Source organism: Arcobacter defluvii (assembly GCF_013201725.1).
GTDB classification, from domain to species: Bacteria; Campylobacterota; Campylobacteria; order Campylobacterales; family Arcobacteraceae; genus Aliarcobacter; species Aliarcobacter defluvii.
On record NZ_CP053835.1, the window covers coordinates 2,796,049 to 2,821,762 of the forward strand.

General features: G+C 26.1%; 25 protein-coding genes. 4 read left to right on the forward strand and 21 right to left on the reverse strand.

The features are described 5' to 3' along the window. Positions 1–11 precede the first annotated feature (11 nt). From ADFLV_RS14005 to trxA, 3 genes are read right to left on the reverse strand one after another with little or no spacing between them, the layout of a single operon-like run. Positions 12–758, reverse strand: coding sequence for a sulfite exporter TauE/SafE family protein (locus tag ADFLV_RS14005; RefSeq protein ID WP_129010800.1), 747 nt, complete (start codon positions 756–758; stop codon positions 12–14). A 45-nt stretch (positions 759–803) separates the two neighbouring features. Then, positions 804–2,555 (reverse strand): protein-disulfide reductase DsbD, encoded by a 1,752-nt coding sequence (gene dsbD / locus ADFLV_RS14010; RefSeq protein ID WP_129010798.1) that lies wholly within the window; start codon positions 2,553–2,555, stop codon positions 804–806. Further along, positions 2,552–2,914 (reverse strand): thioredoxin, encoded by a 363-nt coding sequence (gene trxA / locus ADFLV_RS14015; RefSeq protein WP_129010796.1) that lies wholly within the window; start codon positions 2,912–2,914, stop codon positions 2,552–2,554. Before trxA ends, dsbD begins: the two co-directional genes overlap by 4 nt. A 154-nt stretch (positions 2,915–3,068) precedes the next feature. On the opposite strand from trxA, the gene ADFLV_RS14020 reads away from it, so the two are divergent. Then, positions 3,069–3,446: a rhodanese-like domain-containing protein gene (locus ADFLV_RS14020; RefSeq protein ID WP_014475359.1), complete on the forward strand. Its 378-nt coding sequence runs from the start codon at positions 3,069–3,071 to the stop codon at positions 3,444–3,446. A gap of 7 nt (positions 3,447–3,453) precedes the next feature. Here the strand turns inward: ADFLV_RS14020 and rimK are convergent, their stop codons facing one another. From rimK to ADFLV_RS14045, 5 genes are read right to left on the reverse strand one after another with little or no spacing between them, the layout of a single operon-like run. After that, complete coding sequence (gene rimK / locus ADFLV_RS14025; RefSeq protein WP_014475360.1) at positions 3,454–4,386, reverse strand: 30S ribosomal protein S6--L-glutamate ligase; 933 nt, start codon at positions 4,384–4,386, stop codon at positions 3,454–3,456. A 12-nt stretch (positions 4,387–4,398) separates the two neighbouring features. Beyond that, on the reverse strand, positions 4,399–4,824 hold the full coding sequence (locus ADFLV_RS14030; RefSeq protein WP_014475361.1) for an ATP-dependent zinc protease family protein: 426 nt from the start codon (positions 4,822–4,824) through the stop codon (positions 4,399–4,401). A 59-nt stretch (positions 4,825–4,883) separates the two neighbouring features. Next, entirely contained in the window at positions 4,884–5,108 is a 225-nt protein-coding gene (locus ADFLV_RS14035) for a hypothetical protein (RefSeq protein ID WP_014475362.1), read from the reverse strand. Between the two features lie 59 nt (positions 5,109–5,167). Beyond that, entirely contained in the window at positions 5,168–7,216 is a 2,049-nt protein-coding gene (locus tag ADFLV_RS14040) for a sensor domain-containing phosphodiesterase (RefSeq protein ID WP_014475363.1), read from the reverse strand. A gap of 18 nt (positions 7,217–7,234) precedes the next feature. After that, entirely contained in the window at positions 7,235–8,038 is an 804-nt protein-coding gene (locus ADFLV_RS14045) for a phosphatidylserine decarboxylase (protein ID WP_014475364.1), read from the reverse strand. 118 nt (positions 8,039–8,156) lie between these two features. Between ADFLV_RS14045 and ADFLV_RS14050 the strand changes: the two genes are divergently transcribed. Continuing rightward, a complete protein-coding gene (locus tag ADFLV_RS14050) occupies positions 8,157–8,399 on the forward strand; it encodes a hypothetical protein (RefSeq protein ID WP_014475365.1) in 243 nt (80 codons plus the stop codon). 7 nt (positions 8,400–8,406) lie between these two features. Here the strand turns inward: ADFLV_RS14050 and mltA are convergent, their stop codons facing one another. The 5 genes from mltA to ADFLV_RS14075 all read right to left on the reverse strand — a co-directional run bounded on the left by mltA (position 8,407) and on the right by ADFLV_RS14075 (position 13,166). Next, on the reverse strand, positions 8,407–9,510 hold the full coding sequence (gene mltA / locus ADFLV_RS14055; protein ID WP_014475366.1) for a murein transglycosylase A: 1,104 nt from the start codon (positions 9,508–9,510) through the stop codon (positions 8,407–8,409). Continuing rightward, on the reverse strand, positions 9,510–9,806 hold the full coding sequence (locus tag ADFLV_RS14060) for a hypothetical protein (protein ID WP_041654931.1): 297 nt from the start codon (positions 9,804–9,806) through the stop codon (positions 9,510–9,512). Before ADFLV_RS14060 ends, mltA begins: the two co-directional genes overlap by 1 nt. 13 nt (positions 9,807–9,819) lie before the next feature. Beyond that, on the reverse strand, positions 9,820–11,706 hold the full coding sequence (gene dnaK / locus ADFLV_RS14065) for a molecular chaperone DnaK (protein WP_014475367.1): 1,887 nt from the start codon (positions 11,704–11,706) through the stop codon (positions 9,820–9,822). Between the two features lie 95 nt (positions 11,707–11,801). Further along, positions 11,802–12,365, reverse strand: coding sequence for a nucleotide exchange factor GrpE (gene grpE, locus ADFLV_RS14070; RefSeq protein ID WP_014475368.1), 564 nt, complete (start codon positions 12,363–12,365; stop codon positions 11,802–11,804). Between the two features lie 9 nt (positions 12,366–12,374). Continuing rightward, positions 12,375–13,166, reverse strand: coding sequence for a heat-shock regulator (locus ADFLV_RS14075; RefSeq protein ID WP_014475369.1), 792 nt, complete (start codon positions 13,164–13,166; stop codon positions 12,375–12,377). Positions 13,167–13,436: 270 nt separating this feature from the next. Between ADFLV_RS14075 and ADFLV_RS14080 the strand changes: the two genes are divergently transcribed. Further along, positions 13,437–14,396 carry a TAXI family TRAP transporter solute-binding subunit gene (locus tag ADFLV_RS14080; protein ID WP_014475370.1) on the forward strand — a complete coding sequence of 320 codons (960 nt, stop codon included), beginning with the start codon at positions 13,437–13,439 and terminating at the stop codon, positions 14,394–14,396. A gap of 111 nt (positions 14,397–14,507) precedes the next feature. Further along, positions 14,508–16,613: a TRAP transporter permease gene (locus tag ADFLV_RS14085; protein WP_129010914.1), complete on the forward strand. Its 2,106-nt coding sequence runs from the start codon at positions 14,508–14,510 to the stop codon at positions 16,611–16,613. A 35-nt stretch (positions 16,614–16,648) separates the two neighbouring features. Here the strand turns inward: ADFLV_RS14085 and ADFLV_RS14090 are convergent, their stop codons facing one another. Genes ADFLV_RS14090 through glmU form a run of 8 tightly spaced genes read right to left on the reverse strand, consistent with a single transcriptional unit; the run spans position 16,649 to position 25,706 of the window. After that, positions 16,649–17,374 carry a response regulator transcription factor gene (locus ADFLV_RS14090; RefSeq protein ID WP_014475372.1) on the reverse strand — a complete coding sequence of 242 codons (726 nt, stop codon included), beginning with the start codon at positions 17,372–17,374 and terminating at the stop codon, positions 16,649–16,651. Positions 17,375–17,421: 47 nt separating this feature from the next. Then, positions 17,422–19,947, reverse strand: a complete 2,526-nt coding sequence (locus ADFLV_RS14095) for a PAS domain-containing sensor histidine kinase (RefSeq protein WP_129010794.1) — start codon at positions 19,945–19,947, stop codon at positions 17,422–17,424. A gap of 8 nt (positions 19,948–19,955) precedes the next feature. Beyond that, positions 19,956–20,678, reverse strand: coding sequence for a tRNA pseudouridine(38-40) synthase TruA (truA, locus tag ADFLV_RS14100; protein ID WP_129010793.1), 723 nt, complete (start codon positions 20,676–20,678; stop codon positions 19,956–19,958). A gap of 5 nt (positions 20,679–20,683) precedes the next feature. Further along, complete coding sequence (locus ADFLV_RS14105; protein ID WP_041654932.1) at positions 20,684–21,700, reverse strand: LptF/LptG family permease; 1,017 nt, start codon at positions 21,698–21,700, stop codon at positions 20,684–20,686. Then, the gene (locus ADFLV_RS14110) at positions 21,697–22,467 is read right to left on the reverse strand and encodes a prepilin peptidase (RefSeq protein WP_129010792.1); all 771 of its coding nucleotides are present in this window, start codon (positions 22,465–22,467) and stop codon (positions 21,697–21,699) included. Before ADFLV_RS14110 ends, ADFLV_RS14105 begins: the two co-directional genes overlap by 4 nt. Continuing rightward, the gene (locus ADFLV_RS14115; protein WP_129010790.1) at positions 22,454–23,140 is read right to left on the reverse strand and encodes a di-trans,poly-cis-decaprenylcistransferase; all 687 of its coding nucleotides are present in this window, start codon (positions 23,138–23,140) and stop codon (positions 22,454–22,456) included. The genes ADFLV_RS14110 and ADFLV_RS14115 overlap by 14 nt, the downstream gene beginning before the upstream one ends. Then, positions 23,133–24,404 carry a bifunctional phosphopantothenoylcysteine decarboxylase/phosphopantothenate--cysteine ligase CoaBC gene (gene coaBC, locus ADFLV_RS14120; protein WP_129010788.1) on the reverse strand — a complete coding sequence of 424 codons (1,272 nt, stop codon included), beginning with the start codon at positions 24,402–24,404 and terminating at the stop codon, positions 23,133–23,135. Before coaBC ends, ADFLV_RS14115 begins: the two co-directional genes overlap by 8 nt. Positions 24,405–24,407: 3 nt before the next feature. Then, a complete protein-coding gene (gene glmU / locus ADFLV_RS14125; RefSeq protein WP_129010786.1) occupies positions 24,408–25,706 on the reverse strand; it encodes a bifunctional UDP-N-acetylglucosamine diphosphorylase/glucosamine-1-phosphate N-acetyltransferase GlmU in 1,299 nt (432 codons plus the stop codon). Positions 25,707–25,714 lie beyond the last annotated feature (8 nt).

Consider the following 25,714-nt stretch of genomic DNA (forward strand, 5'->3'; position numbering starts at 1 on the left):
GTTTTCCTCTTTTAAAAAATTGTTTGAATCACTAAAAAACAAGCAATTATAAATAAAACTACTTTTATAACTTTTCTATAAATTTTTTGTGGAATTATATTTTTTATTTTTAAACCTAAAAACATTGCTATTATAACTACTACTAAACTACTAAAAGATGTAAAAAGTAACTCTTGATTAAATGAACCATGAATTGAAAAAAGAATGATTTGAATAATTTTTCCAAATAAAAAACATAAATTTGTTGATTGGATTATCTCTTTTTTTGTATGTTTTGATTCAAGCGAATATATGATTAAAATCGAAGCCATAACATTTGTTAATCCACCAATAATTCCTGCAACTAAACCAAAAACTATCATAGAAAAAGTTTTTCTTTTTTGAATCCACAACATCTCAATTTTAAATTTTTGAATAAACAAATATAAAAATATAGATATAGCTAGCAAAAGTTTAAAAATCTCAGAATTACTATATATTAGTATTTGTGTTCCAATTGCACTTCCTATCATTCCAATAATTGCCAAAGGAAAAAATCTTTTTAATGCTTTAAGAAACTCTCCTTCACTAAATATACTTATTAAATTTATAAGCAAAGTAGGAATAGCTATATATAAAATAGCTGTTTTCATATCTGTAACCATAGCTAAAAGGGGAGTTGCAAGCATAGGAAAACCAAAACCGATACTTCCATGAACTAAGGAAGAGATAAAAAGTATAATGGAAAGAATAAGAAAGAAGTCTGAAGATGATTCCATAATAAATCCTAAAAAAGACTTATTATAGAAAAATTTGATTTAAGTTTAGAAGTTTTTATTTATTATTTCTAAAAACTCTTTTGGATTTTTATATCCAACAACTTTTGAAGATGTAACTTCATTTTTATCTTTATCCCAAAAAATTATCCCAGGAGGTCCTACTATTCCAAACATTTTTTGTAAAGCTTTATCATCATCATTATTTTGAGTTACATCTGCTTGTAAAAGTGTAAAACCTTGTAATTTTTTGATAACATCTTCATCTTTAAAAGTTATCTCTTCAAACTCTTTACAAGCTACACACCAAGAAGCCCAAAAATCTAAAATTACTGGTTTATCTGATTCTTTTATTGCTTGTTTTAATTCTTCAATATTTTTTATTTTTTTAAATACTAATTTTTCACTTGCAACTTGTGTAACGATTCCAGAAGTAAACTTTTCTAATGGATTTAAAGGATTAGTAGCTCCACTAATTGCTGCAATAAATAATATTCCACCTAAAAGGAATAAAACAACAGTTATTAATTGAGCAATAATATGTTGATAAATCTTTAAATATATAGCACTTCCAAGAAGTAATAATGCCCATAAATACATAATAATAGTTGCATCTAAAACTCTATCAAGAAGCCAAATTGCAACTCCTAACATCACTATTCCAAATATTCTAGTGATTCCTTCCATCCAACCACCAGGTTTTGGCATAAATTTACCTGCGCCTAAACCAATAAGAAGTAAAGGAACACCCATACCTAAACTCATAACAAATAAAGCCATTCCACCAAGAAGCGCATCACCTGTTTGACCAATATAAACTAAAGCTCCTGCAAGTGGTGGAGCAACACAAGGTCCAACAATTAATGCTGATAAGAATCCCATAATAGCAATTCCAACTATTCCTTGTTTTTCTTTTCCATCTGTTGTTTTATTTACTTTATTTTGAATAGCTTGAGGAAGTCTTATTTCAAAATAACCAAACATAGAAAAAGCTAGAGCTACAAATATTAAAGCAAAAACAACTAATACATAAGGATTTTGAAGTGCAACTTGTAAATTTGCGCCAAAAACTCCTGCAATAATTCCTGCAATAGTATAAGCAACACTCATAGAAAGTACATAAACTAAAGATAAAAAGAATCCTCGACTAGCTGTCATACTCTCTTTTTGTGAAGCACCTACAATTATAGAAGATAAAATTGGAATCATTGGGAAAACACATGGAGTTAAAGATAAAAGCAATCCGAATCCAAAAAATGTTGCTAAAACTAAAAGTAAATTCCCATCTTTTAAACTATTTGCAATAGTATCTGTTTCATTTAAATCTTGAGTATTAGAAACTTTTTGCTCAACCTCTTTTTTAACTTCTTCTTTTTTTGCACTCTCATCAAAAGTTAGAAGATATTTTTCACTAATTGGTGCATAACAAAGTCCTGCTTTTGAGCATCCTTGAAAATGAAGTTCAATTTCATATTTGTTTGTATCAATTTTTGATTTTAATAATTCAAATGGAATAGTTAAATTTAAACTATTAAAATGAACAATAAACTCTTCATAAGATATAGGTTCAGGAATATTTATATTTTGTGTAATATCAATTTTTTGTGGTTTTGATATAAATATTTTTATTTTATCATCATATAAATATATATTATCACCTAACTCCAATTTTATGTTTAAATTATCTTGATTTTTTATAAAAGTAGTTTTAAATGCCTCTTCAGGTTCTAAAATCTTCGGGTTTAAATCTAAAGAAAAAGAATAAACAAAAATCAATAAAAATAGTAAAATCTTTTTCATTTAAAATCTTCTTTTGTTGTTTGAAGTAACTCTTCTTTACTTAAAACTCCAACATATTCTTTTATTGCTTTACCATCTTTGAAATATAATAATGTTGGCAATTTTGAAACACCATATTTTTTTGCTAAAACCAGCTGTTCATCAATATCAACTTTATAAATTTCAATATTATCTGGTTTGATTACATCAAAATCTTCTAAATTATTTGCTAATATTTTACATGGTGGACACCAAGTAGCATAAAAATCTACAATTACATTTTTATCTTTTATTTTTGACTCAAAATTATCTATTGTCAAGTTTTCATATGCAAAAACTGAAATAGCACTAACTAATATTGATAAAACTACTTTTTTCATTATTTACCTTATTACTCTTAAAATTTTTGATTTATTATATTTAATCTTTATAAAGAGTTTGTTTATAAGAAATTTATAATTTTCTATTTATTATCACTTATAAGATTTTATTATAAATTTTATGTTAATATCCAATTTTAATAAAAGGAAATTTATGAATAATTTAGTAGATTTACAACCAAAAATTGTTGAAAAAATGATAAATGATAATATAGTTATGATAGATGTTAGACGACCTGATGAATGGGCAAGAACAGGCGTTATAAAAAATGCTCACTTATTAACTTTTTTTGATGAATTTGGTGATTATAATATAGAAAAATGGATGGAAGAGTTTGAAAAGCTTGTAACTTCTAAAGACCAAACTTTTGTATTAATTTGCGCTCATGCAAATAGAACTAGAAACATTGGAAATTTTTTGATAGAACAAGGATATAAAAACTGTGCTCATTTATTTGGAGGAATGGCTTTATGGGAGCAAGAACAAAGAGAAACTGTTCCTTATAAACTTTTTTCAAAATTAGGAGTTTAAAAAACTCCTATGCTCCAATATTATCTTTTTTAATTTTTCTTTTTTTAGGATTAATTGAGCATCTTGGTTTTATACTATTTTCAATATAATCCATTATTTTAGCTGCAATATTTATATTTGTAGATTTTTCTATTCCTTCAAGACCTGGACTAGAATTTACTTCCATTACAAGAGGTCCTCTACGTGATGGTATCATATCAACTCCACAAACTCCAAGCCCCATTGCCTTTGCTGCTGCAATTGCTGTTGCTTTTTCTTTTCTATTTAATTTATATGATGTTGCACTTCCACCTTGATGTAAGTTTGATCTAAAATCTCCTTCTGCACCTTGTCTTTTCATTGCACCAACTACTTCATTATTCACAACAAAAGCTCTAATATCTGCACCACCTGCTTCTTCAATATACTCTTGAACAAGTAAGTTTACATCCATTCCATAAAAAGCATCAAGAACTGATTTAGCAGCTTTTTCACTATCAACTAAAACTACTCCTACACCTTGTGTTCCTTCTAAAATTTTTAAAACTAAAGGTGCTCCACCACTTAAAGCTATTACATCTTTCGCATTTGATTTATTTGAAGCAAAAACTGTTCTTGGCATATCTACACCATTTCTTGATAAAACTTGTAAACTTCTAAGTTTATCTCTACTTCGTGTAAGTGCTAAATTTCCTGTTGTGCTAAATACATCTAACATCTCAAAGTGTCGCACCATTGCAGCACCATAATAAGTTCTACTTGCACCAATTCTAGGAATTATAGCATCAGGAGTTGGCAAAACTTTTCCTTCATAGTTTACAACTAATTCCCCTTTCATAATTTCAATTGTACATTTTAAATAATCTATTACTCTTACATCCCAACCTTTTATATTTGCTTCTTCAACTAATCTTTTTGTTGAAAATAAATCTTTATTTCTTGACAATATATAAATTCTCATATAATCCTCTTTTTATATAGCTTTTGTTAGATATTCTTTAGAAACATCAACTAAAAAACGGTTGGCTAAAAACTTTCTTCCTATTAACATCGGATATTTCATATCTGATCTATCAGTTAAGGATATATCTGTTTTATATTTTTTTCCAAAAAAAGAGACACTTACTTGGATAGTTGCTCTTAATTGAATAATTCCATTTGAACTTTTGACTTTTTTTATTTTGTAAAGTGGCATCTTTATTTTTTTGCCATGGTAAGCAGGATGAACTTTATCTAATAATGTAAAATAAACAAACTTATTGTCATTATCTATAAAAATATCATCACAGTGTAACGAATTTGAATCTGCACCAGTATCAATTTTAGCATCTAAGTCAAATAACTCTAAATCTAAAATATCAACTATTTCTCTTCTTCCTATAACTTTTTTTTGTGACATATTTTACCTCTTAAAAAGATAATTATATCACAAAAAAATTCCAGAAAAACTACAATAAATTACTTTTTGGCATCAAGTGCTTTTTGTAATATTGTAATCACCTCTTCTAAGTTTTCATAAGGGATATGTGATTTCCATTGAATATCTTGTCCATTTAATGAAATACCGATACTAATAATATCAGGAGTATCTTTTCCATAAGGTTCAGTCACATTAGATATAGAAATTTTTCCTTTTTTTGTACCTGCTAGTGCTAGTGTTCCTAATTCTGTAATAGTAGACATGTTAATCCTTTATTATTTTAATTTAAATTGTACTTAAATAAGCTTTTGATTAAGTAAAACTACTCAATTTTTAATGAAGGTTCACCTAAATAAAAACCTTGAAACTCATCAACACCTAAATCAAATAGAGTATTATAAACATCTTTTGAGTGTACAAACTCTGCAATTACTTTTATATTTAAAGCTTTTGAAAAATCTATAATTGATTTTACCATTTCATAAGAATTTTTGTCGTTATAAATATTTTTTATTAAAGAGCCATCAATTTTTATATAATTTGGTCTAATTTTCAAAATATGTGCAAAATTCGAATATCCTGTCCCAAAATCGTCAATCGCAATTTTTACACCTTGTTTTCTATATTTTAAAATAAACTCTTCTAATAAACTATAATCTGAAATATAATCACTTTCCAATATTTCAAAAACAACTTTTTCCCTATTTTCACTATCTAATTTATCAATATTTTTATCTAAAGAAATTATAAAATCTCCATCTAAAATATCTTTAAAACTTAAATTAAATGATATTTGTCTTTTTGTTTTTGATAAATCTGCAAATGCTTTAGATATTATTTGATTTGATAGTTGTAAATACTGTTTTGTTTTTACAGAAATATCAAGAAATAAATAAGGACTTAGATAAACAGTTTCACCTTTTTCATTTATATCTTTTATTCTCATCAAAGTTTCATATTTTACAATTTCATTATTTCTATTATAAATTGGTTGATAAAAAGGAATAACATCATCTTTTTCTATTGCTATTTTTATTTTTTCACGCCAATACATAGATTTTTTTATCATCTCTTTTGTATCAATTTCATTGTTATATACAAAAAACTTCATATTAGATTTTTTTGCTTTTTTTAATGCAATACTTGCAGCTTTTATAGGTTCTTCTTGAGCGATTGAGATACCTAAAGTTATATTTATAAATACATCTATATCTAACTCTTCAATATGTATTGCTCTATTTTTAAATATTTTACAAAGTTCACTTATAAACTCATCATATCTTGAAAAGCCCATCATTTTTTTATCTGCTAAACAAAAAACATTTCCATAAATTCTATATGGACTAACACTAAATTTTGTAGCAAATTCACTTAAAACTTTTGCAATTTCAATTAAAACTAAATTTCCTGTTGAAAACCCATAAAGTTCATTTATATCACCAAAAGAATCAACATCGATTAAAGCAATTGAAACAAAATCATTATCTTTTATATCATCTTCTAAAGCTGTTCTATTCTTCAAGTTTGTCAATTCATCATAATATAATCTATCTTGAATCTCTTTAGTTTTTACTTGAACTTGTTCTTCAAAATTTTTTCTATTATTTTCAACTTGATCAAGTAAGGTATTAAATTGAGTTGCTAAAAAACCTATTTCATCTTTTGATTTAACTGCATTTTCTAACTCATTTGATGGAACATTTGCTTTCTGAACTTCTTCAAACATTTTATTAATTGGTGTAATTATTTTAATTGTAATAAAAATACCAATCATTGATAAAACTATAAATAAAACCATAGAAATATTTAATATTAAAGAATTAGTTCCTTCAATAAAAGTATCAAAATCATCTTTATAAATATTTGAAACAATATACCAATCTAATTGTGGATTGTATTGTATCCAAGATAATTTTTTATAAGTATAATTATATGGATCATAAATTCTATTCCATTCATATTCAAAAGAGTCTTTTTTTAAATATGCTTTTTTTAGTTCCTCATATAAATATCTTTTTTCTAATCCAGGAATTACTATTTTATCAAACTCTTTTGATGAAAATTCACCACTAGGATCAAAAACAATTTTCCCTGTATTATCAAAAATGAAAGCATAACCAGCTTTACCTAAAGTAACTCCTGAAAGCAATAATTCAATTTCTTCTTTTAAGACTTCTTTATCAGTAAGTGTTCTAGATTTTTCATTTATTACTGAAACTATCTTATCAAATTGAATTTTTGTATTTTTTATTTCAGTTTCACTTAAAAAATTATTTATTTTAGGAGATAGAAAAAAAACTACAAAAACCAAATAAGTCAAAAGACCTAAAATAAACAACCAAGCAATTTTTAGAAAAATTTTTGTATTCATTACTTACTTCTTTAGAATTTACATTTTACCTATTCTCTGACCAAATTTAATATTTTTATTCAATAAATCATCTATTTGAACAGAATCTTTTTCCCAAAGCATAACAACAGTTGAACCCATTTTAAAATATCCTAAACATTCACCTTTTGTTATTTCAATATTATCATAATTATAAACTTTTATCTCTTTTGCATCAGTATTTGTTTCTACTCTATTTTCAAATTCAAAAACCATTTGTCCTACATTTAATGCACCTACAAAAACCATATAAAATAGTTTTCCATTGTTTTCACACTCTAAAATTACTCTCTCATTTTGAACAAAAAGTTCGAACTCTTTATTTAGATATTTTAAATTTACAGGATAAAGTTTCCCAGGAACATGAATTAGTTTATTTAATTTAAAATCACAAGGGGCATGATATCTGTGATAATCTTTTGGTGATAAATAAAAATTCATAAAAGAACCATTTTTTATTTTTTCAAAATTATCTGTACAGTAAAAAGTTAGTAACTCTTCAACACTATATTCCATACCTTTTATTTGTAAGGCTATATCTTCACTTAAAATTCCACATTCTGTGATTAAGCTATCTGCTGGAGAGATTATAATATCACTTGATTTATCAATTTCTCTTTTTAAAATTAATTCTCTAGTAAATAAATCATTCAACGATTTATAATACCTAGAATGTTTAAATTCACTCATATCAAGTCCCATTAATTTTACATAACTAGCATTTATTATTTTTTGAATAAATGTTGGGAACTCTTTTTTCGCAAATTTTCCAAAGTATTGAGAAATTAGATTTGTGATATGCATTATTTTCCTTTTTTAATCAGTTAAGTTATTATTTTATCCTTTTTTTCTTCTTAAATTGCTTTAATAAAAAATTAGCTACTCTTCCATAATAATTTATAAAATTTTTAAGGATATTTTTATGTATAAAATAGTTGTGGCAAATCAATGTTCTTGCTTCAAAGAGAGTAATTTAGAAAATAATTTAACTTTTGATTCAAAAGAGGAAGCATTAACAAAAGCAATTGAAATGAGAGATATAATGAATAGTAAATTTTGTAAAAAGCACTCTTTTGAACTTCAAGAGATGTTTAATAACTTTGTAATCTCATTTTATAAAGAAGAGCTAAAACCTGATTGTTGTGGAAATGGTTGTTGCATGTAAGCAACAACTATTTTTTAGGCATTAAAATATACATTTTTCCTTTTTCTTTCATTCTTCCTGCATACTCAAAAGCAGTTGAACCAAATCCCCAAAAGAAATCTGCTCTAATTTCACCTTTTATTGCGCCACCTACATCTGCTGCAACCATCAATTGATTTATAGGTTTTTTTGTTATAGGATTTTTTGTATTAATAAAAACAGGAATCCCAAGTGGAATATAACTTCTATCGACTGCTAAATTTCTTTTTGCAGTTAGTACACTACCAAGACTTCCTTTTGCCCCATCTTTAGAAATTTTGAAAAAAATATAACTCTCATTTATATTTAATACTTCATCTATTTTTGTAGGATTATTTATAAAAAATTTCTTCATACCTTGAATTGATAAATCATTTTTAATTAAATAGCCTTTTTCAAGCATATAATTACCAATTCCTGTATAAGGCCAACCATTTTGTTCTGCATAACCTATATTTATTAATTTTCCATTGTCAAGTTGAATTTTTCCTGAGCCTTGTATATGAAGAAAAAATAAATCATATTTATCATCAACATAAGCAATTACTTCTAAATTTGGATTTTTAGGATTGTCTTCTATCTCTTTTCTTGTATCATACGGAACTATCTTATTATTTACAATTTTTCCTCTAGATTTGTAATTTTGCAGATTTGGGTCATCAGAAACAATCAAATTTTTTGGAATTTTATAAACTGGATATTTATATCTTTTTGTTTTTTTCAAACTTCCATGTAAAAGTGGTTCATAATATCCTGTTATAGTACCTTCATCACTTGATTTACTATTATATAGTTTATAAGGCTGAAAATTTGTTATAAAAAATTCTTTTCCATTACTTTGAAATTCAGCTTTTTGACAAACTTCTTTAAATAATTCATATCTTTTTGATCTTTTACAATCTTTTTTAAAAATATCTAATGCATAATTTAAATCATCATCAAAAAAACCTTCAATTTCATTAAAAGATATTGGTTCTGTTTTATTTAAAACTTCTTTTTGGGGAGTTATTTCTTTTTTTTCAATTATCTCTTTTTTAGAAGAACATCCTGCTATTAGAATAAGTAAAAAAAATATAAATATAAAATTTTTCATTAACAACAAGATGAAGAGTTTATAGAATGAATTTCTTTTAGACCACAATTATTACAAGAATATTCTATTTCTACAACTCCTGAACAGCCATGATTTCTTAAAATTCTACTATTTATAACTTCTGAAGTAAAAGTTGTATTTGTATTTTTGTCAAAAAAAGTTTTTGTTTTTGCTTTACAAGTTGGACATTCTCCACTATTTAATAAATCTAATCTACTTTTTTTAGTTTTAAAATATAAAAGAACAGAAAAGATAGAAATAAGGAAAAGTATTAATATAAAAATAAGAGTTTGCATGAAGCAGAGTTTGTTACTCTACTTCTGCATCGATAACGTCATCGTCATCTTTTTTAGCTTTTTGATTTGGTTGACCTTGTTGTGCTCCACCTTGTTCTTTTGCATACATAGCTTCTGCTAATTTATGAGATTTTTCAGTTAAAGTTTTTAATTTTGCTTCAATCTCTTCTTTAGTTGCATTTTCATTTTTTAAAGTTTCTTCTAAATCAGCTGCAGCATCAATAATTGCTTTTTTCTCATCTTCAGAAACAGCATTTTCATTTTCTTCTAAAGTTTTTCTAGTTGAATGTAATAATGCATCTGCTTGATTTCTTACTTCAATTACAGCTTTTTTCTTAGCATCTGCTTCTTTGTTTGCTTCAGCTTCTTGAACCATTTTTTCAATTTCTGCATCACTTAATCCAGATGAACCTGAAATTGTAATTTTATTTTCTTTTCCAGTTCCTTTATCTTTTGCTGATACATTTAAAACACCATTTGCATCAATATCAAATGTTACTTCAATTTGAGGAACACCTCTTGGAGCAGCTGGAATATCAGAAAGTTCAAACATACCTAAAGATTTATTATCTTTTGCAAATTCTCTTTCACCTTGAACTACGTGAATTGAAACTGCTGGTTGGTTATCATCTGCTGTACTAAATACTTGAGATTTTTTAACAGGAATTGTTGTACCTTTTTCAATTAATTTAGTCATAACTCCACCTAAAGTCTCAATTCCTAAAGATAATGGAGTAACGTCTAATAATAATACATCTTTAACATCACCTTTTAAAACCCCTGCTTGAACTGCTGCACCAGCTGCTACAACTTCATCAGGATTTACACCTTTATTTAACTCTTTACCAAAGAACTCTTTAACTACTTTATTAGCTTTTGGAAGTCTTGTAGATCCACCAACCATAATAATTTCATCGATATCACCTTTATTTAATCCAGCTTCTTTTAATGCAATTTTAATATGGTCTAAAGTTTCATCAATTAAATGCTCAGTCATAGATTCAAATTTTGCTCTTGTTAAAGATTTAACTAAGTGAATTGGTCCTGCACTTCCCATAGAAATAAATGGTAAATTGATTTCTGTTGATTCAGCTGAACTTAACTCTTTTTTGGCGTTTTCTGCTGCATCTTTTAGTCTTTGTAATGCCATTTTGTCATTTTTAATATCAAAACCATTTTCGTCTTTGAACTCTTTTGCTAACCAATCAATGATTGCATTATCAAAATCATCTCCACCTAAGAAAGCATTTCCATCAGTAGCTAAAACTTCAAATGTTCCATCACCAATTTCTAATACAGTAACGTCAAAAGTTCCTCCACCTAAATCGTAAACTAGAACTTTTTCTTCACCTTTTTTATCTAAACCATATGCAAGAGATGCAGCTGTTGGCTCATTGATAATTCTTAATACATTAAGACCAGCAATTGTTCCAGCTTCTTGAGTAGCTTTTCTTTGTGCATCATTAAAATAAGCTGGTACTGTAATAACAGCATCAGTTACTGTTTGTCCTAAATATTCTTCAGAATCAGCTTTTAATTTTGATAAAATTTTTGCTGAAATTTCTTGTGGAGTATAAATTTTTCCAGCGATTTCAACTGCTGCTGCCCCATTTCTATCAACAATTTTATATCCAACTTTACCTTGTGCTTCTTGAGCATTTTTTTCATTCATCATAAGACCCATAATTCTTTTGATTGAATAAATAGTTTTTTCTGGATTTGTAATCGCTTGTCTTTTAGCAGGATCTCCTACTAATACTTCACCTTTATCTGTAAAAGCAACAATTGATGGAGTTGTATTTTTTCCTTCTTTATTAGGGATAATTTTTGCTTCCCCATTTTCATAAACTGCAACACAAGAGTTTGTTGTTCCTAAATCTATACCTATTACTTTACTCATTTTTAATCCTTTATCAAAGTTTTATTTTTAATTTAATTTATATTTTTTCAAATCTATCTAGTTTTATGACATCACGGTCAGAAAATTATCTAAGACTAATTAGCTATACTAACCATTGAAGGCCTTAATAACCTATCTTTTAACTTATAGCCTTTTTGTAATTCCTGAACAATCTGTCCTGATTCATGATTGTCACTATCTACTTGCATTACTGCATTGTGAACATTTGGATCAAACTCACCATCTGTTTCAACTTTTGTAATATTGTGTTTTTCAAAAGTAGTATTGAAATTTTTAATAGTAAGTTCAATTCCTTCTTTTAATTTTCTTAAAAGTTCAGATGCATCAAGTTCAGCATTTGCTGAATGTAAAGCCATTTCAAGAGTATCAATTGGAGCTAATAAATCTTTAGCAAATTTTTCACTTGCATAATCTATAGCTTGATATTTTTCTCTTTCAAGTCTTTTTTTGATATTCTCAAAATCTGCATGAACTCTTAGATATTTTTCTTCACTTTTCTTTAGTTCATCTTCAAGCCTTGCAACTTTTTCTTCTAAACTCTCTTCTTTTGAAACTGTTTCTTCTGTTGTTTCAACTGATGACTCTTCTTGTTGAATCTTTTCTTGTTCTACTAATTCTTCTTTTTTTTCTTCACTCACTGTTATCTCCTAAAAAGTTGTAATTTTTTCATAAAAAAATTCATAATCTTTGGGCAATTCACCAACAACCAACATCTTTACATCTTCATTGTTTATTTTACAATAATTACAAACACCTATGTAATTTATTGGCAATAAATTTTCAAAATATAATCCTTCTTTCAAATCATCTAATACTTGTCCCTTTAAAAAACTATTTATTGTATATTCATCAAAATTGTAATTTAAAGCCAAATTTAGAAATTCTCTATAATTAAAAATTTGAAAATCTGTATTTTGTATATTTTGGTTTATTGCTTCATAAACCTCATAAGCACCCACATCTTTTGAGATTTTTATAATATCTTTTAAATCTATATCTATCATATCTCTCAAAAATCTATAAAGAGCATCGGAATATTTAACACTAATTGCAAATGAAGAAAATTCTAATATCATATATTTATTTTCTACATTCAAAATATTTTTTAATATATCACTTTTTTCTTTTTTTATAAAAACAGACAGTCCTATTTGAGATGCAAAATATTCTAAAGCTCGTAAATTTATCCCTTTTAGCTTAAAATTAAGTTTTGATTTCCAATACTGTTTTAAAGCTTCACTTGTAGGAGTTCTTCCACTACTTATATGTTCTTGAGCTAAATATCCTTCTTCACCTAGTTTTTTAAAATAACCTCTAATAGTTGCAGGTGAATAAGTTATATCGTACATAGATTTTAATTGAGTTGAACCTATTGGCTCTAAATGCTCAATGTAAGCTCTAATAATTGATTGTAATAAAAACTCTTTTTTATCTAACATAAAATGTTACTCCAGTATTTTAGCACTCTATCTCTTAAACTGCTAAAGAATTATAACCTATTGAGTCAATATTTGTCAAGTATTTTTATATTATCTTTTAATTTTTTATTTAATTCTTAAAATTGAAAAGATTTTTAAAATTTATTCATAAAAAATTGCAATTTTTATGTAATTTATATATAATTTATACACTATTAATATAGAAATCATTTTATTTTAAAGATATAATTGTTTCGATATTAAATAAATTTAAAATATGGAGAGTAAATTATGAAATTTAATGGTAAAAAAATTGCAACTGCTACTTTGATTGGAATGTTATCAATCCCTGCATTTTCTGCTGAGTTTGTTACAATTGGAACAGGTGGAGTTACTGGAACTTATTATCCAACAGGAGGAGCAATCTGTAGATTAGTTAATCAATATAAAAAAGATACTAAATTAAGATGTTCAGTTGAGTCAACTGGTGGTTCAGTATACAATGTAAATACTATTAAAAATGGAGAATTAGATTTTGGTATTGTGCAATCAGATGTTGTTTATCAAGCAAGTAAAGGAGAAGGTGCTTTTGAAGGTGCTGCTATTCCAAAACTAAAATCAGTTATGGCTATTTATCCAGAATTACTTACTTTAGTTACTAGAAAAGATGCAAATATTAACTCTTTAATAGATGTAAAAGGGAAAAGAATTAATATTGGAAATCCTGGAAGTGGAAATGAAGCAACTGTTTTAGGATTATTTGAAGAGAGTGGAATCAAAAAATCTGACTTAAAATTTGCAGGTGCATTAAAAGCTTCTGAAATGCCTGATGCCTTAAGAGATAATAAAATTGATGGATATTTTTATATGGTAGGACATCCAACAGCAAATATCAAAGATGCATCAAACTCTGTTGATGTAAAAATTACTCCAATTGAAGGTGCAAATGTTGATTCTCTAATTAAAAGATATCCATATTTTGCAAAAGCAAATGTTCCTGGTGGAATGTATAAAGGAAATGATACTGATATTCCAACATTTGGGGTAAAAGCTGTACTTGTAACAAGTGATGATGTAAGTGTAAATGCTGTTTATACTGTAGTAAAAGCTATATTAGAAAATTTTGATGAATTTAAACAATTACATCCAGCTTATGCAAATATCACAAAAGAGTCTTTATTAGATGGATTATCTGCTCCATTACATGAAGGTGCAAAAAAATATTACCAAGAAATTGGATTAATAAAATAACTAAACTAAGGAGAAAACTCCTTAGTTTTTATTTTCATACTTCATTTAAAGAATTTTAGATGAAGTATGAGAACAAAAATATTATTTAAAATATACAAAGGATATAAACCTATGGCGATTTATGAAGAAAAACCCCATAAAATTTCCCAATTAGAAGTCGAAGAGGCTAATGAAACAGAAGCTAGATTAAATGAAATGGAAGGACAAAGGGTATTTGGAAGAGAACACTATGAATTTTGGTTAATTTCTATTATTGCTCTTGCTTGGTCTTTATTTCAATTATATATTGTTGTTGAGCCAACTAACTCTACAATAGTTAGATCAGTGCATCTATCATTTGCAATGATTTTAGCTTTTTTAATTTATCCAATGATAAGAAAACCATATTTTTTATTAAAAATTAGATGGTTTGGATATACATTAGCAACTATTGGTTTAGTTACTGCTGCTTATATTGCTTACTTTTATGAAGAGCTCTCGTTAAGACCTGGTGATTATACTTCTTTAGATATTGTTATGGCTGTTATTGCTGTTATAATCTTATTAGAAGCAGGAAGAAGAGTTTTAGGACTTGCTTTAAGTATAATTGCTATTTTTTTCTTAGCTTATGATTTATTAGGTCCATATATGCCTGAGTTAATTATTCATAAAGGTGCTAGTTTAAATAAACTTGCTGGGCATATGTATCTTACAACAGAAGGAATATTTGGTGTTCCTCTTGGAGTGTCTGCAGGATTTGTATTTTTATTTGTTTTATTTGGTTCTCTTTTAGATAAAGCTGGTGCTGGTGAATATTTTATAAATTTAGCATTTTCAATGCTTGGTAAATATAGAGGAGGTCCAGCTAAAGCTGCTATTGTAGCTTCTGGATTTACAGGAATTATGAGTGGAAGTTCAATTGCAAATACAGTAACAACAGGAACATTTACAATTCCACTTATGAAAAGAACAGGGTTTAGACCAGAGCAAGCAGGAGCAGTAGAGGTTGCAGGTTCAACTATTGGACAATTAATGCCACCTATCATGGGAGCTGCTGCATTTATTATGGCAGAATTTTTGGGTATGGCATATACAGATGTTATTATTAGTGCATTTATTCCTGCTTTTGTTTCTTATTTTGCACTATTTTATATAGTTCATTTAGAAGCTTTAAAACTAGGTCTAAAAGGTTTAAAGAAAGAGGATTTACCTGAAAAACTAAAAACTTTTTTACAAGGTATTCACTATTTAATTCCTATTTTTTTCTTATTATATACATTAGTTGTCTTAAGACAAAGTGCTGCTAGTGCTGCTTTTAATGCAATTATGCTTTTAATGATTTTAATGATTGTACAACATCCTTTTAGAGCTTTTTTAGCAAAAGAAAAGATTACTAAAGATATTTGGCTTTCAGGATTTGTTGATATTTTAGCTGGAATGATAAGTGGTGCTAAAAATATGATTCCAATTGCGATTGCAACAGCTCTTGCAGGAATAGTAGTTGGTTCAATAACACTTACAGGATTAGGACAAGTTTTACTTGATGTTGTAGAAACTTTAGCAGATGGAAATATTTTTGCAATTTTATTACTTGCTGCACTTATTTCATTGATTTTAGGTATGGGTCTTCCAACAACAGCAAACTATATTGTTATGGCTTCATTAACAGCACCTGTTATTTTAACACTTGCTGCTGATAATGGATTTTTAATTCCTGCAATTGCTGCACATCTATTTGTATTTTATTTTGGTATTTTAGCAGATGTTACACCACCTGTTGGGCTTGCAGCTTATGCAGCAGCTGGAATTGCAAAAGCAGACCCTATAAAAACAGGAATTATTGGATTTATGTATAATATTAGAACAGCAATATTACCATTTATGTTCTTCTTTAATCCAGAATTACTACTTATCTCAGGAGTTGATCCTTTAAATCCAAGTGATCCTCACGGTTGGATATGGATTACAAATCCAATTGATATAGCTGTTATTTTTACAACTGCATTTATAGGAATGATTTCTTTCTCTTCATTTATGATTGGATATTTTGTAACAAAAACTACATTATTAGAAAGATTATTATTTTTAGTTCCTGTTCCTTTTATGTTTTTACCAAAAGTAATAGAAACATATCTTCCAATACCAAACCATTATGTTTCATATTTAATTGGTATTGCTATCATCGTTGGAATTTATTTAGTTCAAAAAAGAAGAGTTAAAAAAGAGGCTTCTATATAAAAAAGAAAAGAGAAAAGAGAAATTCTCTTTTCTTTTTACTTCAATAACACTTTTTCTATTATATATCCATAACCTTTATGAGAAATAATAAAATCATTATCTTTTATTTTATCTTTTAATCTTTTCATTACTGTTCTAAAAGATGAATCATTTATTGAAATATCATTCCAAATTTCTTTTTTAAATCGTTCAATTGGGATTAATGTTCCAATATTTTTTATCAATACATCTAATACTTCTGATTCTTTTTTTGATAATTTAACAATTATATTATTGTTATATAATTTACTTGTTTCCATATCATACATATAACTATTATTCAATTTAATTAAATTACTTATTTCATTAAGAACTTTTGGTTGTTTATCCAAAAGAACTTCTTGTTTTGCTTTTTGAAGCATTTCCATCATATTGTCAATATTTAAAGGTTTTACAAAATATCCACTTACTCTTAAATTTATAAGCTTTAATAAATCTTCTTCATTTTTATGAGCACTTACAATGATAAATCTCTGATTTGGAATAAGTTTTAATATTTCATCAATCATCTGCATGCCATTTATATTTGGCATATTTAAATCTGTAATTACTAAATCGAAGTTCTCTTTATTATCAAAACTTTTTTGAATAATTTCAAGGGCATCTGCTCCATCACAAGCAACAATAACTTCATCAAAAATTGTATTAAGATAAAAAGCTAAAGTTTTTCTAGCTAACTCTTCATCTTCTACTAATAAAACTTTTGTTTTAAATTTCTGCATATTTTCTCTTTATTATGTATTATAAATAGATTATATCAAAATTGCTTTTAAGCATTTAGTTTTATTAAAAACTCTACTCCATCATCTTTATTTACAGCTTCAATTTTACCATTCATATTTTTTTCAATGATTACTTTTGTCATATAAAGTCCAATTCCTGTACCTTGATTTTCAAATTTAGTTGTAAAATATGGTTCAAAAATTCTTTCGATAATTGTTTCATCTATATTTCCACAATTATTAAAAATTGATATGAATATATTTTCTTTTTCTTTATAAATTTTTATTTCTATTCTTGCTTTAAACTTTATAGTTTTATCTTTTATAATTTTGGCATCAATTGCATTATTTAGAATATTTACAATTACTTGTTCAAACTCATTTTCATAGTTTTCTATTTCAATATTTATTGCATCTATAAGCAATTCTATTGAATTTTTTTCCAAAGATGATTTCACTATTTTTGAACTTTGAATAATTGAATCTTTTATATTAAAGACTTTTTTTTCTTTTGATGGTTTATAAAAATTTCTAAAATCATCAATTGTTTGTGACATAAAATCTATTTGTAATTTTGCATTTTTAATTGTTTCATTTAATTCATCTTTTGAAATCAATCCATAAGAATCTCGTATATAATAAATCAAAAGATTTATATTATTTAGTGGTTGTCGCCATTGATGAGCGATATTTCCAAGCATTTCACCCATTGAAGCTAATTTATTTTGCTGAACTAATAATCTATCTTTTTCAAGATTTTTTTCAACTTCTTCTTCAATTTTTTGTTTTAACTCTTCTTCATTCATTTTAAGTTTTGTTATATCATTTAAATAACCGTAAAAACCTATAACATTTGAATAATCATCTTTGATTAAAATAGCTCTTGTATAAACCCATTTTATATTACTTTGTTTATCTATAACTCTAAAAATACAATTAAATGAATCGCTGTCATCTTTTACTGCTTTTTTAATAACATCTTTTAATGGTTTAACATCATCTTTATAAACAAATTTAAAAAAATTGTTTTTATTTTCAAAATCATTTACTTCATAACCATAATCATTAATACTTTTTGAAACAAATTTGACAGTTAAATTTTCATCATTTTCCCATCTGAAAATTACAATTCTTCCATGTTCAGTTAAAAGGTCTACATCTCTTAATTCTTTTGTTAGTTTTACTCTATCATCAATATTCATTGACATCATTAAAACTCTATTTGAGTTAAAAACTTTTCCTCGAACTAAAATCCATTTATAATTATTCCATTTGTCTTTTAATCTGTATTCACAAATAAAATGCTCACTTTGTTTATTTATATGTTTTTCAAACTCCTTGATAACTTTTAATTTATCATCTTTATGTATTAAACTCAACCATTCTTCAAAAGTTTGAATATCATTTCTTTTATAACCAAACATCTCAAGCCATTTATTTGAAAAGAAAATTTCATTTGTTTCTAAGTCCATATCCCACAAACCATCATTTGAAGCAATGATTGCAAGCTCATATCTCTCTTTCCATTTTTTAAAAAGGAAATTTTTTCTCTCTAATCTTTTGTTGTATCTATTAAAAATTGTATTAATAAATTTTCCAAAAATATTAAAAGAAGTAATAAGTAATAAAGCAATAAATGTAACTAAAAGATAAAATCCAACAAGTTTTGTTTCATATTCTTCTTTTATATTTTTTAACTCTTGGTTCTTTTCACTTGTTCTTACAAAAATTTTATATTGATATTTAGGAAATGTATATGAAAAATCATTTGCACTTTTTTCTTCGAAATCTTTTATATCCTTTATATCTTCAATTTTTCCACTCATTTTGTAGTTAAAAACTCTATTTTCGTGAAAATCATAAAAATAGAAATATGAGTTATTTAAAGTTTTACTTTTTGCAATGATTGAATCAAAAATCGCTTTTTCTGTAAGAACTTTCATATCATCAATTTTTGAATAAGCTCCAATATAAATATTCAAAAAATCTATATATTTTATAAAACTTAATTGTATGTTTCTTTTTTGATTATCAACACTATACATTAAATTATTATCACCAATATATTCAATATTTCGTAACATATAATATTTAAATTTCGCTGTTTTATTTTCAGAATTTGTAAGTTCTGTTAAACTCTCTAATAATTTCTCACCATGTAATAATTTATAATTAATATTATCAAATAGTAAAAAATTTATATTTCTTTGTCTTTCTACTTCATTTAGATATGGTTCTAAAAAACTCATATTAAAAGGTTTTCCATCTTTTAGATTTGCTTTTATAAATCCAATAATCTCATAAATTGAATTACTTAAATCATTTTCAATATCATCAAAATTTGCACTTGTATTATATTTTATACTTGAAATATAAGTTTTTAAAACATCATTTTTATAAAAATTTTCATTTTGAATAAGAATATTTATCCTATTTTTTTTCTCATATTCTAAAAACAAAAATATAGAGATAAATGAGATAACAGAAAGAAATAAAACAAATATTAAAGGTGTATAAATTATCTTATTTTTTATATCTAAAAGTGTATAAAACTTCTTTTTCTTAAAAAACATTTTAACCCTTAGTATTTTATTTTAGCTAGGTATAATCCATTTGCCTTAATAGGAGTTTTAAATAAATTTTTCTCACAATTCAACTGTTTTTTCAAATCTTCGATAGTCAATCTTTTATCATTAATTGCTAATAAAAATCCAACCATTAATCTAATTTGAGAACGCAAATAAGAGTTTGCAACAAATTTAAAAACATAAATATCTTTATGTTTATAAAAAGCTGTTTCAAAAATTTCTCTTATTGTAACATCTTTATCACTTCCTGTTTTATGAAAATATTTAAAATCATAAACACCAATAAACTCTTTTATTGCTTCTTTTAAAAGTTTTTCATCTACAGATTTTACGAAAGTAATAAATTTATCATTAAAAGGTGTTGTTGGTTTAGTTGTGATTATATATCTATAAACTCTTTTTTTTGCATGAAATCTTGAATGGAAATCTTCATTTACTTTTACTATATGTCTTATTTGTATAGAACTAGGTAATCTTTTATTTAAAATTTCTTGTAATTTAAAAAAATCTGTCCAAAAATCTGGAATTACACAGTTAAAAACTTGTCCTGTTGCGTGAACTTCTTTATCTGTTCGCCCACTTAGAACTATTGAAGTATCAATATTTAGAGTTTTAAAAGCTTTAAGTAATTCATCTTCTATTGTATTTTTATTGGGTTGCTTTTGACTTCCTAAATATGAACTTCCATCATAAGCAACAATAAATTTTAAATTCATAAAAATCAATACTCTTTTTTGATTGTTTTTGAATATAAAATATATGTTCCTATAAGCCAAATAGTTGGAATTATATAAAGTGTATGTAAAAGTAATTTATCACCTATTGCTTTTATTAAAACATAATATAAAACAACAGCAATAAGAGAATAAACTATCGCTCTATTTTTTTCATATCTTGGATTAAAATATCCAAAAGTTATTACTAAAAATAGCGAAACTAAAGGGAATAATGAAGTTAAAATATAAAATGTCAAATCATCAATATCAATATTCTTTTTTATATTATTTTTCCAATATTCATAGGTATTTGTAAAAACTCCTATTTTACTATCTGCTATTGAATCATTTATATACATTGATTTATAATCAATTTGATTAAATTCATTTTCATCAATAATAAAAGCTTTTCCATTTAATAATTTAAAACTTAAGCTTCCTTTGTCATTATCTAAAATAGCTGTATCACTTACAATAAATTGGTCTTTTTTATCTTCTGTTTTAAATAATTTTACATTTTCATAAACTTTATCTTCTTTACCACTAATATAAATAAGCCAATCACCAAATTTTTGTCCAAATTCACTAGCTTTTATATTAAAATTTGCCTCTTTCTTTTTAACATCCAAAAACTGTTTTGTTAAAAATTTTGTTTTAGGAATAAGTCCAACAGAAACAATCAAGAGTAAAGCTGATAAAAGTAACGTAATAGGTAAAAATATTTTTAAAATATTTATTGGATTTAATCCAAAAGAAGTAATAACAGTCAGCTCATACTCACTTGCAAGTTTTGCTAAAGTTATAACTAATGAAATAAAAAAAGATATTGGCATAGTATAAAATATAATTTGAGGAACAACATAAGCATATAAAGTAAATAATTCAATAAAATTTATAGTAATGATTGATGTTAAAGATGCAATTTTAACTAAAAATACAATTGATGTGATAAAAAATAATCCTAAAAAAATAGGGAAAAACGTGACTGCTAACTGGGAATATAAATACTGGTTTAATTTCAAAAAAAGACCTTTATAAATGTTTTTAAATTAAAAAAATATTCAGTATAAAATCCCAAAACTAAATAAGGAATAAATGGAGTTTGAATATCTTTTTTTATTATATTTGAATAGATTGCAGGTATTATAGCAAAAAAAGCAGCTAAAAATATAGCAAATACACCTGCATCTCCAAGGATGACTCCAATCATTGCAATGATTGGAATATCTCCTTCTCCTAAAGCTTCTTGCGTTTTTAAACTTTCATCTTTTAAAAGTTTTGATTTTATATTTTGAATATAAAAAGTTATTACAAAATTTAGTAAAACAACTGCTCCACTAAATAAAAAAGCATTATAAAAAGCTTCTGTCATAGAAAAATTTGTGGCAAAAAAAGACAAAATTAAAGCCACTAAAAGTAGATAATCAGGAACTGCTTTGTATTTTAAATCAATAAAAGATAAAACAATTAACACATAAGATAAAATCATCACAAAAACAAATTCTAAATTTAATCCTAATTTTAAAAATAATAATAAAGTAATAATTCCACTTAACAATTCAACTAAAAAATATTGGAATGAGATTTTTACTCCACAATAAGCACAATGAGCTTTTAAAAATAAATAAGAGAATAATGGGATATTATGATACCAAAGAATTGTATGATTACATGAAGGGCATTTACTTCTAGTTTTTGTAAATATAGATTCATTTTTAGGAAGTTTTATGATTAAAACATTTAAAAAAGAACCTATACAGATACCAAAAATAAAACTAAATACCTCCAAAACGTCTCTCTCTTTTACTAAAATCACTTAAAATATCATCTAGTTCAGATTCAGTAAAATCAGGCCAATAAGTTTGAGTAAAAAACATTTCTGCATAAGCATTTTGCCATAGAAGATAGTTTGAAAGTCTAATTTCTCCACTTGTTCTTATTAAAATATCAACATCTCCCATACCTGCTGTATCAAGACAAGATTCTAAATTTTTTTCATTTATTTCAAGATTTAAATCATTTAACTTTTTAATAGCTCGAATAATTTCATCTTTTGAACCATAATTTAAAGCTAAAACTTGGGTTAAACCCGTGCAATTTGAAGTTTTTATTTCTGTTTCAGTTATCGTTTTTTGTAAATTCTTTGAAAACTTACTTAAATCTCCAATTGCTTTAAATCTTATATTATTTTCTAAATAAACATTTAATTCATTTTTTAAATATCTATCAAGAAGTTTCATCAAAAATTCTACTTCAAGTTTTGGTCTTTCCCAATTTTCAGTTGAAAAAGCATATAAAGTTAGATATTTTACGCCAATTTTTGCACAATATGAAGTGATTCTTCTAACTGTTTTAGCTCCTTCTTCGTGACCTGCTGTTCTATTAAATCCTCGTTCCGTTGCCCATCTTCCATTTCCATCCATAATTATTGCTATATGAGATGGAATTTTTATATCATTCATATTGGCTAAACTCTCTTTGTAAATTTTCTAAAATTTCTAAAGAAACATCTAATTTTGAACCTTTAAATTCATAAGAACTATTTTTTAAAATTAATTCTATATTATTATTATCACTTCCAAAACTATTTTCATCATTTAAAATATTTAAACATACACCATCAAGATTTTTATTTTCAAGCATTTTTGTAGCACTATTCATTGCTGTAGTTTCATCCATCTCTGCTTTAAATCCAATAGAAACAATCTCTTCTTTATCAAGTGATTTTAAAATATCCATATTTTGTTTTAACTCTAAATTCCATAGTGTTCCTATTAACTCTTTTTTTAGTTTCCCTTCTTGTGGATAAGAGGGTAAGTAATCACTAACAGCAGCTACCATAAATAAAAATGGTCGCTTCATAATCAAAGTAGGAGTTGAATTATCCATCAAAGTAGGTTTTGTAAGAACTCCTTTTTTAGCAACTCTTATTGAATCAACTAAATATTCATACATTTCATTTGAGCTTTGAACTTTTATTAGGTGAATATCTTTTGGTAAATTTTCATAACCTCGTGTGCTAACCAAGCAGACATCTGCACCTTTATAATACAAAGCTTTAGCCAAACTTGAAGCCATTTTCCCAGATGAAAAATTTGAAATATATCTAACATCGTCTATCTTTTCAACCGTTCCACCACCACTTAAAACAACTCTTCTATTTATCCAATACTCATCTTTTAAAAGTTCTTTACAAGTAACATCAAAAATATCAGTTGGCTCAGCCATTGCTCCATCACCAACATCTTTACAAACTAACTCTTTTGTTTGTGATGAAACAATCTCATAATTACAAAGCTTTAACATTTTTAGACTTGCTTGTGTAATTGGATTTTTTAGCATATTTGTATTTGCTGCTGGTGCTATTAGTTTCATTCTTGGATAGGCAAGCGCAGTTTGAAGTAAAAGATTTGTTCCAAACCCATTTGCTAAAGCATTAATTGTATTTGCACTAGCTGGCGCAATTACAAAAATGTCAGACCATTTTCCAATATCTATATGATTATAATCTTGACTTTTATCCCAACATTCACTACTTTCATCTAAAACTTTATTTTGTGAAATTGCTTCAAATGTGATTGGATTTATAAACTTCTTTGCACCCTCGGTCATAATAACTCGAACTTGTGCACCTGCTTTTACATAAAGTCTAATTAACTCTAAAGTTTTATAAATAGCAATTGAGCCACAAACTCCTACTAATATTTTTTTATTTTTTAAAAGCATTTTTTACTTCTTTTTACTTGAAAAATGTTTGTAAAAGTAACCATCAATAACTTTTGCTTTTGCACGAGTAAGATATAACTCACCTTTTTTTACATTTCCAGTTACTGTTGAGCCAGCACCAATTAAAACATCATCTTCAATATTTACAGGTGCCACAAATTGTGTATCACTTCCCACAAATACATTTTTACCAATAATTGTTTGATGTTTATTAACTCCATCGTAATTACAAGTAATTGTTCCACAACCAATATTTGTTCCCTCATCAATAGAACAATCTCCAAGATATGAAAGGTGTCCAGCTTTTACACCATTCAAAATAGCTTTTTTTGTTTCAACAAAATTTCCTATGTGAGTTTTATTAAGTTCACTTCCTGGTCGTATTCGTCCCATTGGTCCAACATCGCTATCTTTTACAATTGAGTCTTCAACAACACTGTTTGTTTTAATATGTGAGTTTATAATTTTTGAATTTCCTAGAAGTGAAACACCATTTTCAATAATAGATTCACCCTCAATTTGCACACCATCTTCTATATAAATAGTATCAGGTAATCTCATGATTACGCCAGCTTTCATAAACTCTTTTTTAATTCTATTTTGATGAATCACTTCAGCATCAGCTAATTCAACTTTTGAATTTACACCTTTAAAATTTTCTTCATTTACAACAAGTGGTTTTAAAACTTTTCCTTGAGAAATTGCCATTTCCACTAAATCAGTGATGTAATACTCTTTTTGAGCATTGTTATTGTTTAATTTTGGAAGATTTTCAAGTAAAAATTTTGTTTCAAATTGATAAATTCCTGCATTTGCAGTTGTTATTGCTAACTCTTCAGGTGTTGCATCTTTTTGTTCAACTATTTTTTTAACATTTCCATTTTCAATAATTACTCTTCCATATCCATCTGCGCTATCTAACTCTAAAACTGACATTACAATAGTTGCATTTATTTCAAATTTTTCTAATTCACTTGCTTGAATAAGTGGCATATCACCATTTAAAACCAAAACTTTTTCATATTTTGGAGTTATTCCCATAACTGCTCCACCAGTTCCAGGATAATTTTTATGGTCTTGAATTACAAAATTTATATTTGAAAAATATTTTTCAATCTCTGCTTTTACCTTTTCAAATTGATGGAATAAAACCACTGTAATATCATCACTTAATTTTAAAGCCTCTTTTATTGAATAATATAACATTGGTTTTCCAGAAATCTTATGTAATACCTTTGGAGTATCTGATTTCATTCTTGTACCTTGCCCAGCAGCAAGTATAATTATTGATTTATTAAACATTCTTTTCC